This window comes from Dyella terrae (assembly GCF_022394535.1).
GTDB lineage: Bacteria > Pseudomonadota > Gammaproteobacteria > Xanthomonadales > Rhodanobacteraceae > Dyella.
Genome location: NZ_CP089414.1, coordinates 3,963,238 through 3,979,702, shown reverse-complemented (window position 1 = coordinate 3,979,702; position 16,465 = coordinate 3,963,238). Strand labels below are relative to the sequence as shown.

The 16,465-nt window shown below is 63.9% G+C and carries 22 protein-coding genes; 17 read left to right on the top strand and 5 right to left on the bottom strand.

What is annotated here, in order from left to right:
- Window positions 1-18: 18 nt before the first annotated feature.
- The 3 genes from DYST_RS17450 to rsgA all read right to left on the bottom strand — a co-directional run bounded on the left by DYST_RS17450 (window position 19) and on the right by rsgA (window position 2,901).
- Window positions 19-1,293, bottom strand: a complete 1,275-nt coding sequence (locus DYST_RS17450) for a flavohemoglobin expression-modulating QEGLA motif protein (RefSeq protein WP_239947041.1) — start codon at window positions 1,291-1,293, stop codon at window positions 19-21.
- The gene (locus DYST_RS17445) at window positions 1,290-1,772 is read right to left on the bottom strand and encodes a hypothetical protein (protein WP_239947039.1); all 483 of its coding nucleotides are present in this window, start codon (window positions 1,770-1,772) and stop codon (window positions 1,290-1,292) included. The genes DYST_RS17450 and DYST_RS17445 overlap by 4 nt, the downstream gene beginning before the upstream one ends.
- A gap of 73 nt (window positions 1,773-1,845) precedes the next feature.
- Window positions 1,846-2,901 carry a ribosome small subunit-dependent GTPase A gene (gene rsgA / locus DYST_RS17440; RefSeq protein ID WP_239947037.1) on the bottom strand — a complete coding sequence of 352 codons (1,056 nt, stop codon included), beginning with the start codon at window positions 2,899-2,901 and terminating at the stop codon, window positions 1,846-1,848.
- A 194-nt stretch (window positions 2,902-3,095) separates the two neighbouring features.
- Between rsgA and DYST_RS17435 the strand changes: the two genes are divergently transcribed.
- From DYST_RS17435 to DYST_RS17425, 3 genes are all read left to right on the top strand, one after another.
- Window positions 3,096-4,340 (top strand): aminotransferase class I/II-fold pyridoxal phosphate-dependent enzyme, encoded by a 1,245-nt coding sequence (locus DYST_RS17435; protein WP_239947030.1) that lies wholly within the window; start codon window positions 3,096-3,098, stop codon window positions 4,338-4,340.
- 3 nt (window positions 4,341-4,343) lie between these two features.
- A complete protein-coding gene (locus DYST_RS17430) occupies window positions 4,344-4,943 on the top strand; it encodes an SGNH/GDSL hydrolase family protein (RefSeq protein ID WP_239947026.1) in 600 nt (199 codons plus the stop codon).
- Window positions 4,944-5,066: 123 nt separating this feature from the next.
- Window positions 5,067-5,924 carry a UDP-2,3-diacylglucosamine diphosphatase gene (locus DYST_RS17425; RefSeq protein ID WP_102301438.1) on the top strand — a complete coding sequence of 286 codons (858 nt, stop codon included), beginning with the start codon at window positions 5,067-5,069 and terminating at the stop codon, window positions 5,922-5,924.
- A 1,244-nt stretch (window positions 5,925-7,168) separates the two neighbouring features.
- On the opposite strand, the gene DYST_RS17420 is transcribed toward DYST_RS17425, so the two are convergent.
- Window positions 7,169-7,849 carry a hypothetical protein gene (locus tag DYST_RS17420; protein WP_239947024.1) on the bottom strand — a complete coding sequence of 227 codons (681 nt, stop codon included), beginning with the start codon at window positions 7,847-7,849 and terminating at the stop codon, window positions 7,169-7,171.
- A 257-nt stretch (window positions 7,850-8,106) separates the two neighbouring features.
- Window positions 8,107-8,634: a helix-turn-helix domain-containing protein gene (locus tag DYST_RS17415; protein WP_239947022.1), complete on the bottom strand. Its 528-nt coding sequence runs from the start codon at window positions 8,632-8,634 to the stop codon at window positions 8,107-8,109.
- Window positions 8,635-8,859: 225 nt separating this feature from the next.
- Between DYST_RS17415 and DYST_RS17410 the strand changes: the two genes are divergently transcribed.
- The 14 genes from DYST_RS17410 (at window position 8,860) to DYST_RS17345 (ending at window position 16,322) form a co-directional block, all read left to right on the top strand.
- The gene (locus tag DYST_RS17410; protein ID WP_239947021.1) at window positions 8,860-9,216 is read left to right on the top strand and encodes a helix-turn-helix domain-containing protein; all 357 of its coding nucleotides are present in this window, start codon (window positions 8,860-8,862) and stop codon (window positions 9,214-9,216) included.
- 2 nt (window positions 9,217-9,218) lie between these two features.
- Window positions 9,219-9,491: a hypothetical protein gene (locus DYST_RS17405; RefSeq protein ID WP_239947020.1), complete on the top strand. Its 273-nt coding sequence runs from the start codon at window positions 9,219-9,221 to the stop codon at window positions 9,489-9,491.
- Window positions 9,492-9,568: 77 nt separating this feature from the next.
- Window positions 9,569-9,940, top strand: a complete 372-nt coding sequence (locus DYST_RS17400) for a hypothetical protein (protein ID WP_239947019.1) — start codon at window positions 9,569-9,571, stop codon at window positions 9,938-9,940.
- Window positions 9,940-11,892, top strand: coding sequence for a transposase domain-containing protein (locus DYST_RS17395; RefSeq protein ID WP_239947018.1), 1,953 nt, complete (start codon window positions 9,940-9,942; stop codon window positions 11,890-11,892). Before DYST_RS17400 ends, DYST_RS17395 begins: the two co-directional genes overlap by 1 nt.
- A 78-nt stretch (window positions 11,893-11,970) precedes the next feature.
- Window positions 11,971-12,936: an AAA family ATPase gene (locus DYST_RS17390; RefSeq protein WP_239947016.1), complete on the top strand. Its 966-nt coding sequence runs from the start codon at window positions 11,971-11,973 to the stop codon at window positions 12,934-12,936.
- The gene (locus tag DYST_RS17385; protein ID WP_239947015.1) at window positions 12,933-13,187 is read left to right on the top strand and encodes a hypothetical protein; all 255 of its coding nucleotides are present in this window, start codon (window positions 12,933-12,935) and stop codon (window positions 13,185-13,187) included. The genes DYST_RS17390 and DYST_RS17385 overlap by 4 nt, the downstream gene beginning before the upstream one ends.
- 3 nt (window positions 13,188-13,190) lie before the next feature.
- Window positions 13,191-13,562, top strand: coding sequence for a hypothetical protein (locus DYST_RS17380; protein WP_239947014.1), 372 nt, complete (start codon window positions 13,191-13,193; stop codon window positions 13,560-13,562).
- Window positions 13,549-13,839: a hypothetical protein gene (locus DYST_RS17375; protein ID WP_239947004.1), complete on the top strand. Its 291-nt coding sequence runs from the start codon at window positions 13,549-13,551 to the stop codon at window positions 13,837-13,839. Before DYST_RS17380 ends, DYST_RS17375 begins: the two co-directional genes overlap by 14 nt.
- A gap of 241 nt (window positions 13,840-14,080) precedes the next feature.
- Window positions 14,081-14,566, top strand: coding sequence for a hypothetical protein (locus tag DYST_RS17370; RefSeq protein ID WP_239947002.1), 486 nt, complete (start codon window positions 14,081-14,083; stop codon window positions 14,564-14,566).
- Window positions 14,563-14,739: a hypothetical protein gene (locus tag DYST_RS17365; RefSeq protein ID WP_239947000.1), complete on the top strand. Its 177-nt coding sequence runs from the start codon at window positions 14,563-14,565 to the stop codon at window positions 14,737-14,739. Before DYST_RS17370 ends, DYST_RS17365 begins: the two co-directional genes overlap by 4 nt.
- Window positions 14,732-15,346, top strand: coding sequence for a DUF3164 family protein (locus DYST_RS17360; protein WP_239946998.1), 615 nt, complete (start codon window positions 14,732-14,734; stop codon window positions 15,344-15,346). Before DYST_RS17365 ends, DYST_RS17360 begins: the two co-directional genes overlap by 8 nt.
- Window position 15,347: 1 nt before the next feature.
- Window positions 15,348-15,554 (top strand): hypothetical protein, encoded by a 207-nt coding sequence (locus DYST_RS17355; RefSeq protein ID WP_239946996.1) that lies wholly within the window; start codon window positions 15,348-15,350, stop codon window positions 15,552-15,554.
- The gene (locus DYST_RS17350; RefSeq protein ID WP_239946994.1) at window positions 15,551-15,979 is read left to right on the top strand and encodes a hypothetical protein; all 429 of its coding nucleotides are present in this window, start codon (window positions 15,551-15,553) and stop codon (window positions 15,977-15,979) included. Before DYST_RS17355 ends, DYST_RS17350 begins: the two co-directional genes overlap by 4 nt.
- Window positions 15,980-16,109: 130 nt before the next feature.
- Window positions 16,110-16,322 carry a hypothetical protein gene (locus tag DYST_RS17345; RefSeq protein WP_239946992.1) on the top strand — a complete coding sequence of 71 codons (213 nt, stop codon included), beginning with the start codon at window positions 16,110-16,112 and terminating at the stop codon, window positions 16,320-16,322.
- The last annotated feature ends 143 nt before the right edge of the window (window positions 16,323-16,465 follow it).

Here is a 16,465-nt window from a genome sequence, read left to right as displayed (position 1 = left end):
GCTCGCACCGATTGAAACCTACAGGCTCAGCGACAACGTCTCCGCCTGCACCTTGCCCATGTGTATACGATTGACGAACAAAGAGAAGGCCAGCTTGCCCGCCAGTCCGTGAGCATGTTGCATCCACGGCGGCAGCCATCGCGGCGCAGCAATCGCGCCGGACTCGAAATACGGTTGCAGGCTAATGACATCGTGCAGCGCCAGTTTGCCGGCGAAAAGGTTCCGCAACATGTCCATGCGGCGCTGCTTGAGCGCCCAGCGGAAGAAGGTGTGCACGGTGAGCAGGCCTGACAGGTAGACGTTGTCCTTCGCGAACGCCGCGCCGCCGGTGAGTGGCACACCGCGGAACACACGCTGCGCCGAGTGGAAGCTGTCCGCCGGGTTTTGCCCGCACTCGCTGAAGAACCGGTAGACCTCGACGAAATCCGCGCCGCCCAGCGCCATGTCGATCGCCAGGATGCGCAGACTGATGCGCTTGAGCCGCGAAATGTCGATGGCGCCAGAGATCAGTTCGGCGAACACCGCCAGCCCCTCCTGGGTAGCGGTGACGCGGGGCGAAGTGCGCCCAAACGAGGCGAGCAGCGGCTGCGCGCGCCCATTAAGCGCGGTCAGCGAATGGACCAACGCTTCGTGCGCCAGCAGTTGGTGCCGGTCGTAATCGGTGAAACGCGTGCCGCCGCGCAGGCGGATGCGGGTGGCGCCAGCGGCGGCCTTGGCGGTGAGTTCCGGATCCACTTCCACGGAAATCAACGGCTCCCCGAAGAAATCATCCAGCGTCTTGCTCAAGTCCGCGCGCAGTTCGTCGGCGGAAATCGCCACGTTCACGTCGTCCGCGATCAGGTCCGAACCCAGTTCGTCCGATAGCTCAACGAAGTAGCGCGCCGCATCGAGGTTGCTGCGGTCACTGCCGGGAATCACGTCGCCGGGGCGGCCATACAGCACGATGGACGGCGCCGTCACTTGATCAGTGCCCACCGCTTCGAGCATTTCAGCCGCGATGCGCCATGACTCGGCGGTGCGGCACAGGTACTCGCCCAGCGGGTCGTCATAGCCCGCCTCGCGCTCGATCGCAGCCAGTTCGGCGCGCTCGGCGGAGAGGTCAGGCACGTGGTAGTTCACCTCCGGCAGCGTGAACTGGCCTTTCGCGTAGGCCGCGATCATGCGGTCTTCCAGCGAGGCAGGCCAGGCCACCGTGGGCAGGATACGGATGCCTTTCACCGCCGCCAGCAGGCGCTGGTCGAGGTCGGCGTAGCGTTGCAACTCGGGACTGAAGCGGGTGGCGTCGACGTTCATGCCGTCCTCCGGCGCGCTGCGTCCACGGACTCGATCAACTGCGTGGCAATGGGATTAGGCTTGAACATTGCAAATAGGCTCTGGCGACCGGCTGGCACGAAGGCAATCGTCTTGCCCAGGCGGGAAGACTCTGTGCGAAGGGTCAGGGAGATACGGGGCGGATTAATCAACGTCGTGACGCTTACGTTCATCACGTTGTCGAGCGCGACGCTTGCCTGATCACCACGATTTTTGACCAAAAGGTGGTCGCCGGTCAGCCACACCTCATCGACCAGATCGAAGATGAAGATCTTGAAGATCACGAATCCGATGATCACCATGAAAACCTGGGGCATGAGCGCCGCCCAGGGCTCGACTCGCTTTCCCGCGCTGTGAGGATCTATCCACATGCCGGTTACGCTGATGGCGACCATGCCGAACCAGAACAAAGGGAACAGCCGCTTGTAAAAAAACGTCCAACGCGACGACAGCCGCTGCATGCCCGCTCCCCGAACCACGATGCCCCGATACTAGTGCCTTCCGGCCAGAAGGCAGCAAAACCGCGGCGTTCAACTATTCCCGATCGCGCGGGTGTCGGTTGCCATGCGGCTTGGCCGCAGGCCGCCCACCGCGCTGCCTGCGCAGCTTGGCTTCCAGCGTAGTCGCCTGTTCTTCGCGCTCGTCGCGCAGTTTCAGATAGTTGCGCCAGCGCTCGGCGGACAGGTCGCCGCTGTCCAGCGCCGCCTGTACGGCGCAACCCGGCTCGCTGCCATGGCCGCAGTCGGCGAACCGGCATTGCTCGGCCAGCACGTCGATGTCGGCGAACAAGTCCAGATTTTCCTCGCCGGTGAGCTTGAGCTCACGCATGCCAGGGGTATCGATCAGACAGCCGCCGCTAGGTAGCTGCAGCAGCGCCCGGTAGGTGGTGGTGTGGCGGCCACGGCTGTCGTGACCGCGCACGGCGCTGGTCGCCATCCTCTCGGTGCCGAGCAACGTATTGGTAAGTGTGGATTTGCCCGCGCCGGACGAACCCACCAGCACGGCGCTGTCGCCAGGCTGCAGGTAGGGCAGCAGCACGTCGATGCTGGCCGGATCCTTGCCATTGATGGCATGGATGGGTGTGCCTTGCGGCAGCCGTGCCCGCAGCGCCGCCAGCAGTTCGGCTGCATCTTCGCGGGTGTCGAGCTTGCTCAGCAGCACCACGGGCTGGGCGCCCGAGCCTTCGGTAAGCGACAGGTAGCGCTCGATGCGCGCCGGATTGAAGTCGCCATCCAGGCCGGTTAGCACCAGCACGTAGTCGATGTTGGTGGCGATGATCTGGCGCTCGTAACGCTCGCCGGCCGCCGCCCGGGAAAGGACGGTCCGCCGCGGCTGCACCTGCACGATGTGCGGGGGCTTGCCGGCCTCGATTTCCACGAAGTCGCCCACCGATGGCCGATCGGCCGGGTCCAGGCTGCGCTTGAGGAAGTGACCGGCCGGCTGGGCGCCGAACAGGTGTTCGCCGTCGTGCAGTTCGTAGCCTGCGCGGTGTTGGGCGACCACGCGGGCCAACTGCCTGCCCTCGGAGGGCAGGGTCTCGCCACGCCAGCCGATGCGGCGCAGTCGTTCGATGATTTCGGGGGCCATCATGGGCACTCATTATGCCTTGGGATGCCCTGTTTCATTCCACATAGATGATGCAAAACACCCCAAGGGATGTCCGGCCCCAAAAAAGCCCGAGAAACGGAGCTTTTTGACTCCCACCCCACGCAGGGACGCTGTTAGCATCGGGTTGACGGCCGCTTTCTTGCGCCGCAACAACACCAAGACGAAGGACGCTTGCGTTGGCCTCGATCAAACCCAGTGCGCACCTGGCGGACGTGCGCTATGAAATCCGCGGCGCCCTCACCCGGCGATCCCGTGAGCTGGAGGCCGCTGGCCTGCCGATTATCAAGCTCAATATCGGCAACCCCGGCCGCTACGGTTTCGAAACCCCGGCCCACCTGCGCGAGGCCATTGCCCGCCACCTGCACGACAGTGAGGCCTACGGCCACGAGCAGGGCCTGGAAGAAGCCCGTGAGGCCATCGCCGCCCAGCAGCGCCAGCGCGGTGCGCGCGGCGTGGAAGTGGAGCGCATCTTCGTAGGCAACGGCGTCAGCGAGCTGATCGACCTGAGCCTGCGCGCCCTGCTGCAACCGGGTGAGGAGGTGCTGCTGCCCAGCCCGGACTACCCGCTGTGGAGCGCCGCCACCATCCTCAACGACGGCAAGCCACGCTATTACCGCTGCCTGGCGGAAAACGGCCACCTGCCCGACCCGGAAGAAATCGAATCGCTGATCACCCCGCGCACCCGCGCCCTGGTGCTGATCAACCCGAACAATCCGACCGGCGCGGTGTATCCGCGCGAGCTGCTGGAACGCATTGTCGAGATCGCCGCACGTCACCGTCTGCTGTTGCTCAGCGACGAGATCTACGACGAGATCCTCTACGACGGCACCACCTTCCAGCCGCTGGCATCTGTCGCCGGCGACGTGCCCTGCGTGAGCTTCGGCGGCCTGAGCAAGGTGCATCGCGCCTGCGGTTACCGCGTGGGCTGGATGAGCCTCTCGGGCGATCCTTCACGCACCGCGGACTATCGCGACGCCCTGCAGTTGCTGGCCGCGCTGCGGCTGTGCGCCAACGTCACCGCGCAATGGGCCGTGCGCCCCGCGCTGGAATCCGCGCCGACCATCAACGCGCTCACCGCGCTGGGCGGCCGCCTGCACGAGGCGCGCCGCGCCGTGCTGGACGGTGTAGCCGCCAGCCAGTTCCTCGATCTGGTGTCGCCAGCGGGTGCGCTGTATGCGTTCCCCCGCGTGCGCGCCGATCGCATCGCCGATTTCGACGACAACGCCTTCGCGCTGCGCCTGCTGGAGGAGGAATCGGTGCTGGTGGTGCCCGGCAGCAGCTTCAACGTGCCGCACAGCCGCCACCTGCGTCTGACCCTGCTGCCACCGCCGGAGCAGTTGCGCGAAGTGTTCGAACGCATCGAGCGCGTGCTTTCCGGTATGGCCCGGACGCAGAAGCCGCGCGCGGCCGCGGTTGCCTGACGCGTGCGGCGCTATCTCGCACTAGGCGATTCGTACTCCATCGGTGAAGGCGTGCCCGAAGCCGGTCGCTGGCCGGTGCAGTTGGCCGTGCGCCTGCGCCGCGAAAAGGTGGCGTTGGACGATCCGACTATCATCGCCACCACCGGCTGGACTACTGACGAGCTGTCTGCCGCGATGGACGCCGCCACGTTCACGCCGCCCTACGACCTGGTCAGCCTGCTGATCGGCGTGAACAACCAGTACCGTGGCCGCAGCGCCGATGACTACCGCGACGAGTTCCTCCGCATGCTCGACCGCGCCATCAGCCTGGCCGGTCAGCGTGCTGAGCGCGTGCTGGTGCTGTCCATTCCCGACTGGGGCGTTACGCCGTTTGCCCACGGCAGCGGCCGCGACGTGCTGCGCATCGCCGACGAACTGGACGTCTATAACACTATCGCCCGCGACGAAACGGAGCGCCATGGCGCGTACTTCGTCGACATCACCGGCATTTCCCGCCAGCACCCCGCACTGTTGGCGGACGATGGCCTGCACCCGTCCGCCGCGCAGTACGCGTTGTGGACAGAAGCGGCGGTGCCGACCGCCCTGGCGATGCTCGCCGACTGACGTATCGCTCCCATAGGGAAAATCGCTGGGCTTGCGCGGAAACCACACTGCAATCTTCCCGCCATCCCACGGTGACGTAGACACGGCATTCTGGCATCCCGGTAACCACCGGGAGAGACTGTCATGGCGACCTTTCACTGCCGCAGCGCCTTCATCTCTGACGTGCATCTGGGCACGCCCGACTGCAAGGCTCGATACCTGCTCGACTTCCTACGCAAACTGCGTTGCGAAAAGCTGTACCTCGTCGGCGACATCATCGACATGGAAGCACTAGCGCGACGCACCTGGTGGCACGCCGACCACGGCGCGGTCATCGCGGAAGTGCTGGACCTTGCTCGCCGAGGCGTCGAGGTCATCTACATCCCCGGCAACCATGACGCGCCGGTGCGCGGATTAGCCGGTCAGAGTTTCGGCGGCGTAAAGATCCAGCTGGATGCGGTGCACGAAGGCGCCGACGGCCGTCGCTACCACGTCAGCCACGGCGACGAATTCGATCCGGAGCAAGTCGGGCGCACATGGATGGTGCACCTGGGGGAAGTGATGCATCGCTTCATCTGCTGGACCAATCGACGGGTCCACGCGATGCGCAGCCGCCTTGAGCTGCCCTATCTACCGCTATCGATCATCGTGAAATCGCATATCGGCAAAGCCCTGGCCTATATCCGCGCCTACGAGGAACGCGTGGCAAACGACGCCCGCGAGCGCGGTTTCGACGGCCATATCTGCGGCCACATCCACTTCGGCCACGTGCGCGACATGGATGGCGTGCTGTACCTCAACGACGGCGACTGGGTAGAGCATTGCACCGTACTGGTGGAAGACCACACCGGCGCGATGGAGCTGATCCATTGGAGCGAGCAGTACGCGCCGCTGGGGCGCGCTAGTCGTGAACTGGTGCTGCCCTCGCCTGCCGCGGCGCTGGCGCTGGCGCCGCTGACGCGAGCGAAGCTGGATTTGACGGAGTTGAGGCCGGCGGCGTAGGGCGCGACGAGCGAGATCTACCGCGTCATCCGAGTGCACCCTGTTTAATAGAGGCAAGGGCGGGATGCGCTTTTCAACAATCGAATGGCTGGTCATCCAGTGATCGGTTGTCGTCTCGTGCGTTACGGCGATCTGGCCGCCTACGCAGCGGGCGTTTCGACCTCCTGCCGGAGGCCGAGTCACTTTTCTTTGCTTGCCCACGCACGCGCAGGAGCGCGGGCGAACGGCGAAGCCGGCCCGAAGGGCGGAGGGCAGGATGCCCGGAGTAAAGAAAAGTAACCCAAAGAAAGCGCACACCGGATGAGTCGCCTATCGGGCTAAAGCCCGATAGGTACGCGTACGGGTTCCGGGCTTTTCTACGGGGCTCCTGCCCCGGCGAAAAGGAATCGGCATCCATGCCGATTCCCCTGCGGGCCTTTTCTCCACCCGCCCGCCGCCTCATACGGGGCCCTGGAAGATCAAAAGCTGTATGCAGACTGCTCGTGCAGCGTTGCTGCACATCGCATCGCGGTAGGTCGCGTTGTGCCTGCTCTAGTACGAAAAGTTAGGGGAGAAGAGAAAAGCCATGCCGTTAGGTGGCGAGTTATCCACACCGGTCGGGAAGCGTAGCGCGAGCTTTATCTAGCCTCAGCGATCAAAAAACGTAGCGAAGCCCGCTTTAAGTCCTCTCCGCATCGGTGCGATGTGCAGCAAAGCTGCACGAGCCGCCTGCTTTCGCTTGTGACCTTCGGGCCCCCTGTGCGGCGGTGAGGGGTGGACGATCAGGCCCGCAGGGGAATCGGCATGGATGCCGATTCCTTTTCGCCAGGGCAGGAGCCCTGTCGAAAAGCCCGGCCGCCCCTCACGAACTGGCCGGCTTCACCGGCCAGCGCCAAGTGGGGGTGCCCTTTCTTTGGGTTACTTTTCTTTGGGCATGCAAAGAAAAGTGACTCGGCCTCCGGTAGGAGGGCGAAACGCCCGCCGCGTAGGCGAGCCAAGTCGCCGTGGCGCTACAACCGGGCGAAAGGTCACTGGATCCCTGCCTTCGCAGGGATGACGGTTTCATCGAATGTTGGGGGACACCCGGTTTGAGGAATCGGGATATAGCGCCGAATAACGGGACAGAGTGGGACGAAACCAGCAACGGCGCCACTTCCGATAGATATCGTCCGCGCCGACGCGAGTAGCGCTCAGTTTGCTAAATCAGGCAAACAACAGCCAGTGGGACTTTAGGATTGCGAATTGAAGCCGGCATCAATGGCGGCTTAAGCAGCCTTTAAATCGCGTTTACGGCGGACCCTTGCACGTTCTGCATCGACAGCCAGCCACATGAATACGACCCAGCCCGCTACGAGGGCGCCAAGCCCGATCATCTTCGGGACGATCATCGGGTCATTTGCATCAAGCCAGCGGCCGAACTGATACCAGGGTACGCCCGACCTCAGGTATTGCTGCCGGAACCTCACCACAATGAACAGGATGGCGAGAGGGGCGAACACCTTGAAGTAGCGCGGCACCCAGCGCCTGCAAAATGGCATGCAGTATTGGATCAGGCGCCCAAGCGTGTCATCACCGAGGACGCCCTGCGCCGGAGCCACGGGAGCAACCGCCGCTCCAGCAAACGAATGAAGCTCCTCTTCAGAGGGCGGATCCTTGAACCATGCCGGGGACTCGCCTGGCGGCGGCATCTCCTCCCAGGGCTCATCCTCAAATTCCGGGAATTCGTGGGCGTGCTTGTCCATCAACTCCTGGAACTCGTCACCATGCGTCTCGACCCACTCCCGGTAGGCCTGGAAGTCATCGACCATCGCGCCCTCGATCTCGGCCTGCGTGGCTTGTGGACGGCCCGCAGCCTCACGTTCCGCCGCCTCCTGCTCCTCTTTGATCTTCTTAACCGCCTCGTAGAGGGCCCTTGCTTTGGGCCCGAGGTCGTTGGGATTCGCCATTCCGTTCTTCCGGTCACCTGGCTGGTGGCGCGTGAGGCGGATCACACGCGGTCGCCACACGGCCACCGAGATCCTCCAGCCATTCGACTAAGGCCTCCAGATCTGTCGGGTCCAGGCCCGTAATCGCCTCGCGCCCAGCAGCCAAAACAAAGCCATTGAGCTGTTCCTCAAGACTGTATCGGCAGGCGAGTTGCCGAGCTTGATGGATCAGATATTTACGCCGAATCGTTCCCAGCGGGCCTTTGCTCCGCGAGCTGCTACCAGCTGCCCTGTCCTGGAATACGTCCTGCCTTGCCCGAGCCAGCACCAGCTCCGCCAGTCGTTGAGCTTGAAGTCCCCTGTCCCTCTGCATCCTGCCTCTCCTTCGCCCGACGACGGTCTGCCAGGCGCTTGCTGAAATCGATCACATCAGCCGACGTCCATTGCCCGTCGTGATCTGCGAGGAACGCATAGGTTTCGACCAGGAGATCCGGATCGGCCTCCATGTCGTACCTGGCGCCCACGAGGTCATAGATGGCTCGAAGCAATTTGACCGCCTCGCGCAAGATTTCACTATTCAGTCTCGTCGTTTGAGAGACAGCAAAAGAAGGCTGATTCCAAGGGTTTTCAGCCATCTCGCCTTGGCCGGTCGCGAGCCAAACCAAGCTCACATTCCCCGCATGGCACAGCTTGGCGACGGCATCAAACGTCGGGTTGTTGTCATCCCGGATATAGCGCTGAAGGGCATCTGGTGAGACCCCCATCGTTTCAGCCGCATATTTTCTAGTTCCCACGACGTCCGCCACAGCCGCAATTCTGCGTCCGATTCCCGGGCAAGGAATCGGACCTTGCGTCCGATTCAGTGCAGCTGCGTCCGATTTGCTGGAAGTCATTGAATTAAAAGCCCTTAAACGTGAACACGCAAATTTGCGGATCAAGATCGAATCGGACGCCGCAAATTCTCTTGCTAAAGCTAGAAGATATGCGTACTGTCTACACCGTAGATACCACCTAAAGGGGACCACACAGACATGACCACAAGCGCCGTCCGAAAAAAGCCAGCCCCGCAGGACTGGCACCCGGCCGACATCGTGGCAGCACTGCGAAAAGCGGGCTGGTCGCTTGTTCAACTGGCCGTGGCCAATGGCTACAAGTCCCGAACCGCCATCGCCCATGCGATGCACCGGCCGTACCCCAAGGCGGAACGAATCATCGCCAGCGCCCTGGACATGCAGCCGCAGGACGTCTGGCCAACTCGCTACAACGCCGACGGCACATCCAATCGCACGCCCGGCTCCAAGCCGCTTCGTCCGGCCCACTTCACGGTCGTTCCCAAGGCTACCACCCCGGGCTCCGGCCGCAATCCACAAAAGCCTGCAGGGGGTTAAACATGGCATCTATCTATGCCCGCAGCCTCGCGGCTGCATCTTCGAATCGGCGCCCAGCCCGCCACCCGTCGTTCCCGGTCGGCTGCCTCCTGGAGAGCCGCCAGCCGGAGACCGACGAAGGCACCGGCCAGCTGGTCGACGCTCATGCCAACTGGCGCGTGATCTGGGCTGATGGCGCCGACCGTTACGTAGCCAGCGATGCCTCGGGCGCCCTCCTGGTCCGCACCGTGGATCAGATCCGGTCCGGCTTCTTCGCCATCGGGGGCGTGCAATGACGCGGCGGGCGCATGGGGGCGCCTACAGCGGGGATCTGTTCGACATCCCGAAGCAGCCACGGCTCCTACCGGGATCAATGGACTATCGCGCGACCGTCTGCGAGCTGATCGCGGGCATGCTGGCCGATGCCCATCGCGCGGGGATGGATCGTCATGAGGTGGCCGCTGTCGCGAGCCGGCTCACTGGCAAGGACGTCACCAAAAACATGCTGGACAGCTACACCGCGCCGGCCCGCGAGGATTTCAACTGCCCGCTGTGGCTCGCACCCGTCCTGGAAGTCGTCTGCAAGGCCACGTCGCTGGCCAGCTGGCACGCAGGCATTCACGGTGGCCGCCTGACGGTCGGCGCCGAAACGATTGATGCGGAAATCGGGCGCTTGATGAGCGAGCGCGATTCCACCGATGCCCGGCTGAAAGAACTCAAAGACCTGCGCCGGAGGGTCCGTTAATGGCCGATGGAACGGCGTTTGAGCGTTGGTACACCGCATCGGATCTCGCTGGTCTCCCGTCTCTCCCGGGCACAGAACGCCGAATCAACAGCCGCGCTGAACGTGATGGCTGGCAGCGTCGCGCCCGGCAGCACGGCAAGGGCTGGGAATACGGCTTCAGCTCGCTGCCGCCGGAGGCCCAGGCAGCCATCCTGTTTCGCGAGCGGCCGGCATCGGTTGCACGCCCCACCGTGACGATGGCCCGCAGCGATGCGCAGATTCGCTCGGCCTGGCAGCGTTACGACGCGGTGAAGCAGGACCAGAAGGATAAGGCCGCAAATCGCCTCAAGGCCCTGCATGCGGTGCGCACCTTGGTAATCAACAACACGCCACTGATGCAGGCGCGAGAGATTGTTGCTGTGCAGCTCCAGATGGCCGGCACCAATGTCAGCGCTGCTTCCATTGCGCGCTGGCAAGCCGCTGTCGAAGGCGCGGACTCAAAGGACTGGCTGGCATTGCTGGTGCCGCACTACAGCGGTCGCACGTCGACGGCCGAGATTGAACCCGAGGCGTGGGAGCTGTTCAAGGCTGACTACCTGCGCGTGGAACAGCCTACGGCGAGCAGCTGCTACGACCGCCTGCAGCGTATCGCCAAGGTAAGCGGCTGGACGCTGCCGTGCCTGAAGACCTTCACACGCCGCATCGAGCGCGAGTTGCCGCGCGCCGTCCGTCTGTTGGCACGCCAGGGCGAAGAGGCACTCATGCGCTCGTATCCGGCACAGGAGCGCGATCGCAGCATGTTCGCCGCACTGGAGGCCGTGAATGCCGATGGCCACAAATGGGATATCCGCGTGCGCTTCCCCGATGGGAGCGAAGGACGTCCGTGCATTCTGGGCTGGCAGGATCTCTACAGCGGCAAGATCTTGGCATGGCGCCTGTGCGACCAGGAGAGCAGTGACGTCGTGCGCCTGAGCTTCGGCGACATGCTGCGCATCTATGGCGTCCCAAGCAGCGTGTACCTGGATAACGGCCGCGCCTTCGCGAGCAAATGGATGACCGGTGGCACACCGACACGCTACCGCTTCAAGGTGCGTGAAGAAGATCCTGCCGGCTTGATCACCACACTCGTTGGCGCCGACGGCGTGCATTGGGTATCGCCCTATCACGGCCAGGCCAAGCCCATCGAGCGCGCCTGGCTCGACTTCTGCGAGCGCATCTCCAAGCACCCGGCCTTCGCGGGCGCCTACGTGGGCAACAGCCCTACCAACAAGCCGGAGAACTACGGCAGCCGCGCGATCGAATGGACTGAGTTTGAGCGCGTCGTCACGAGCGAGATTCACGAACACAACGCACGCCAGGGACGCCGCACCAAGGTCTGCAAAGGCAGGAGCTTCGACACGGTGTTCAACGAGAACTACGCCAACACCGTCGTGCGCCGAGTCAGCGAGGAGCAGCTGCGGTTGCTGCTCCTCGCTGCCGAAGCCGTCACCGCCAGTTCGGTCGACGGCAGCGTGCGCCTCGACGGCAATCGCTATTGGACCGAAGCGCTAAGCGAGTATGCCGGCCGCAAGGTCGTACTGCGTGTTGATCCCTGGCACCTGCAGGGAGAAGCGCACGTCTACGCGCTCGACGGTACGTTCATCGCGACGGCGCCGTGCATCGCTGCCGTGGGCTTCGCCGACGTCAATGCGGCGCGTGAACACGCTCGTGGCCGCAAGCAGTACCGCAAGGCCGCCAAGCAGATGCTAGAGGCGGAGCGCCTGTTGGATGCCGCCAAGGTGGCAGCTCAGTTGCCGCCCACACACGCACCGAATCTTCCCAGCGCCGCTGTCGTGGCGCCGGTATTCGGTCTGCACGGCAAGAAACCCGATCCGAAACCGGAACGCCTCGCTGCGACCGGTACCGAAGGCCCGAGCGCTCTCGAATTGCTGATGTTCCAGCAGGCCAGGCAGCGCAAGGAACAAGAGATCTAGCGCCGCAGCGGTGTTGGCGCACCGCTGCGACTAGGACACGGCAACACCCAATAACCACCCATACGCAAGGGGAGCAACATGAGCGATACCGCAACCGTCACCACAATCTATCAGGGCGACAACGAACTGCGTGAACAGATCCGCGCGGCGCAGAACCGCGACAAGCGGCTGAGCCAGTCCGTGCTGGCCAAAGAGGCCGGTGTCAGTCCGACCACCCTGAACCAGTGGCTCAACGGCAAGTACCTCGGCGATAACGAAGGCGTCGAGCAGAAGATGCGCCTGTGGCTTGACCACGACACCAACCGCCGCGCCGCTGGCGGCCAGATGCCCGTCGCACCTGGTTACGTCAACACCCCGACCTGCGCGCGCATCCTTGGCACGCTTGGCTATGCCCAGATGGCCGGCGATATCGCCGTAGTCCACGGCGTGGCTGGCGTCGGCAAGAGCGAAGCGCTGAAGCACTACAACGAGAACAGCCCCAACGTATGGATTGCCACGATGTCGCCCAGCACGGCTGGCGTCGTGACGGCCCTGGAAGAGATCTGCGACGCCCTCGGTCTGTCGCCAGGTGGTGGTGCACGCCGGATGTCCAAGGCCATCATCAAGAAGGTTAAGGAAACCAACGGCCTGCTGATCCTCGACGAAGCGCAGCACCTCTCGGTACCGGCCCTGGATCAGATCCGCAGCATCTACGACGTGACGGGCATCGGCATTGCCCTGGTCGGCAATGACGGTGTGTTCGCCCGTATGGCGGGTGGTCGCAATGCCCAGCAGTTGGACCGTCTGTATAGCCGTGTCGGCAAGCGCCTGAGCATCAAGAAGGTCACTGAGGCCGACATCCTGTCGATCATCAAGGCCTGGGGCATCGAGGATGCCAAGTGCCGCAACACCCTGGTGTCGATCGCCACGGGCAGCGGCGCGCTGCGCTCCCTGACCAAGGTGCTGCGCTTGGCCACCATGCACGCTGCCGCTGATGGCGGTCGCCCGGTGTGCTGCGAAGACGTGCGCGCGGCGGCGGCAGAGCTGATGGGGAGCGAACGATGAGCAGCGTCGCCCGTCACATCATCAAGGGTGCGCCTGCGTGGCTCATCGTCAGGCAGGCGAAGAAGGTCGCGGAATGCAGCGGTAGGACCATCTATCAGCTGGACAATGATCCTCTGATGCTCGGGGTCCACGATAGCCGTGCCGAGACGCTCGTGGTGTTCGACGCCGCTGGCTTGGTGGCTCTGGCAACGTCCGAGGTAACCCACCGAAGCCAGGTCGAACGGACCGGCGGCATCGACGTGCAGGCCTAGCCCATGCACACCGAGTCCATTCAGCAGGAATTGACGCCGCACGCCGTGCGATCAGCACTGCGGGTGGGCGCGGACAACGGGCAAACCGCCGAGCAACTGGTAGTCGCCATCCTCGGGCACCGAAACACCGCAGCCGAACGCCAGCTGCGCGATGTGATCGTCGCCCTTCGCATGGCCGGCCACGCGATCTGCGCTGAGCCCACGCACGGCTACTACATCGCCGCCAACAGCACCGAACTCAACCGCGCCTGCGAATTCCTCCTGGCGCGATCCATGACATCCCTCCGGCAGATCAGCGCCATGCGGCGCGTCGCCATGCCGGATCTACGCGGGCAGCTCGGGCTGCCGCTGGAGAAGACCCATGAATCCGCTTAATGAACTGCTCCGTCTTGCCACCTGCAACGTGCTCGCTGCCATCCATGTCCTCGACGAAGCCGGCGCCACTGTGACCGATATCGCCGTCCGCAGTGCGCGGCCGGTGATCACGCTCGATGGCGAGCCCAAGGGTGACCAGGTCAAGGGTGCGCTCCACAAGAGCCAGACCTTCGACCAGCACCGCGAGCATGTAATGGTCGCGATGATCAGTGGCTGCCGCGTGCAGTGGACCGTCCGCACGGTCCGTCGCAACGCTGGCATGGCCGTGGAGGCCTGATGCGATGTTCATGCGCCGCCTCGCCATCGCCATCCTGGGATCCGCATTCCTCTCAGTCCCCTCGCTGCCTGCCGTTTCGTTTCCGGTCACCTACGACATCGATGCTCGGGGTCGTTCGGCTCGCCGCTCGCCGAGCCACCAAAAACCGGGCACTCGGCCGAAGAAGCACAACGGCCACGTCAAGAACCGCAAAGCACGCAGTCGGCGCCGTCGCCATCGCCTTCAACGGAGGAGCTAGACCATGTCCCTGACCAGCGACATCTTTGGCGTCCTGATCGACGCCGGCATCACGCTCAACCTCGACAGCATCATGCAGGCCCTCCCGGAAGGGACGGACCGGAACACCGTCAACACGATCCTTGGGCAGCGCAAGCGCGCAGGAGAACTGGTGGTGTCGCTGGATGAGGGAAAGCCTCACTACGGCATCGCGCCTGGTTACGACCACACCCGGCGCAAAGGCACCGATGGCGCCGGTGCAAAGGCAGCGCCGCGCGCCAAGCGGAAACAAGCGCAGGGCGTCACCGAGCGGAGACGCAACTTCAGTGTAGCAGTGCAGCGCAGTGAGAACGTGCTCAAGGCGTTGCAGTTCAACCGCGATACGGCTCGGGATGCGCTCGACATGTATCTGATCAGCATCGCCGATCCCGCCATCTACTCCGGCCTGAAGGGCGCAGTCGATGCCAGCCAGCGGGCGCTCGATGCGTGGGTTGCGGAGGGGCGGTCGTGAAGGACACCACCCTACCGCCCGCACTGGCCAGCCACGTGCGCTGCCCGAATCCCGACGACGACGAAGACCACGCACCGCCCTGGCTGGGCGAGCGGTACCGCGACACGCTCCACCACATGCACCGCGCCAACTTCGAGGCGCAGCAAGACGACAAGGACATGAAACATGATTGAGAAAACCATCCCCGCAGGCCACTGGCAGGATGCCAAGGGTCGCCTCGTGCCCGAAAGCCAGATCAAGACCATCGACAAGATGCGCGACGAGTTGGTGCGCTCCCTGATGGCGAAGGCGGAGGTCGTGAACAAGGTCATCGCCGAATTCAAGCGCGATGCCTTCGCGGAACTCGCCGCCTTCGTCGAGCTGAGCGTGGGCGAATACGACGTCAAGGTCGGTGGCACCAAGGGCAACGTGTCGCTGCTGTCCTTCGACGGCGAGCTGCGCGTGCAGCGTTCGATCCAGGAAAGCATCAGTTTCGACGAACGCCTGCAGGCGGCCAAAGAACTGATCAACGCCTGCCTGCGCGAGTGGACGGTCGATGCCCGGCCCGAGATCGCCCTCCTGGTGCAGGACGCCTTCCGCGTCGACGCCAGCGGCAAGATCCGCACCGGGAGTGTGCTGGCGCTCAAGCGGCTGGATATCCAGGACGCGCGCTGGCGCAGGGCGATGGACGCGATAGGTGAGGCCGTCCAGGTCGTGGGAAGCAAGAGCTACGTCCGCTTCTACAAACGCGATTCGAACGGCGCTTATCAGGCCCTCCCACTCGACATCGCGGCGGTGTGACATGGCCCAAATCACGCTCAACCGCGACGACGCCAGGAAGATCTTGGATAACCCAGATGCGAGCAGCGACGCCCGGGTGATTGCCGGACTCACCATCGCCTTCTTCGAAGCAAATGATCACGCAGCGGACATCGCGCCCGAAACCCGCGCCATCACGCTGAAGCTCGCACATCTGTGCGTCAGCGCCATCTATCAAGGAGCAGAGTGATGCTCACACTTCAAATCAATACTGCGGGCTCTTGGCGGCATGTGACGGACTTCGCCGAAGAGAAGCTCAATGATGTTCTGGCTGGCCTGAAGGGGCTGGCACAGGGCCTCGGCGCGGATGTCAAATGGTCGATCCTAAATCGCGCTGGCCAGCGTCAGTTTCTTCCTGACATCCACACTGGCGATTTCCCTGGCTGGAACGACGTGACTGCAACGTCGCCACCGCCGCTTGTTGATGTATTCGTCAGCGCCTATGACGCCAGCGATGACGTCGGCGTGGTGATGATGGCCTGGCGCAGCGCCACTGACCCTAACTGTTGGGTCATTTCCGGCAGCGAAGAGCCGATCCTCATGCCGATCTACGCGTGGGGCCCCGTGATGGATCCGCAGGACATTCCGGCGGCCCTCAAGCGGGAGGCAGCGTGAAGGCCGGCGTCTTATTTCGTCCCGGAAGCCTCTGGATTGGCGCGCATTGGTCGCGCGCCAATCGCCGCCTCTGCATCAACCTGATTCCGTGCGTGACGATCTGGATCGTTGCGCCGGGTGGAGTGACACCATGACCCAATCACGTGATCCCCGCGTCGACCCTCAGCCGGGCGACGCCGTAACGGTCGGCGATGAAACCCGCGAGGTCGAGCGCATCGCCTCTGGCCGCGTCTACTACAGCTGGCCGGGAAAGGTGGCTGTGCGCTCGCTCTTCCTGGCGTCGTGGGCGCATTGGGCGGCGAACGCCACCAAGGTCGCAGCGCAGCTGCAGTTGGAGGTGTAGTTGTGCCGCTCGGATCTCCCGCCGAAATCGCCTATTGGCTCGGCACCCTGCGTAAGCCTCCCAGCGTGGACGAGATCCAGCATCGCTGGGAGGTAGGTCGATCGACTGCGTTCCGGTGGGCTGCCTTCGCGCGTTCGGGCGGC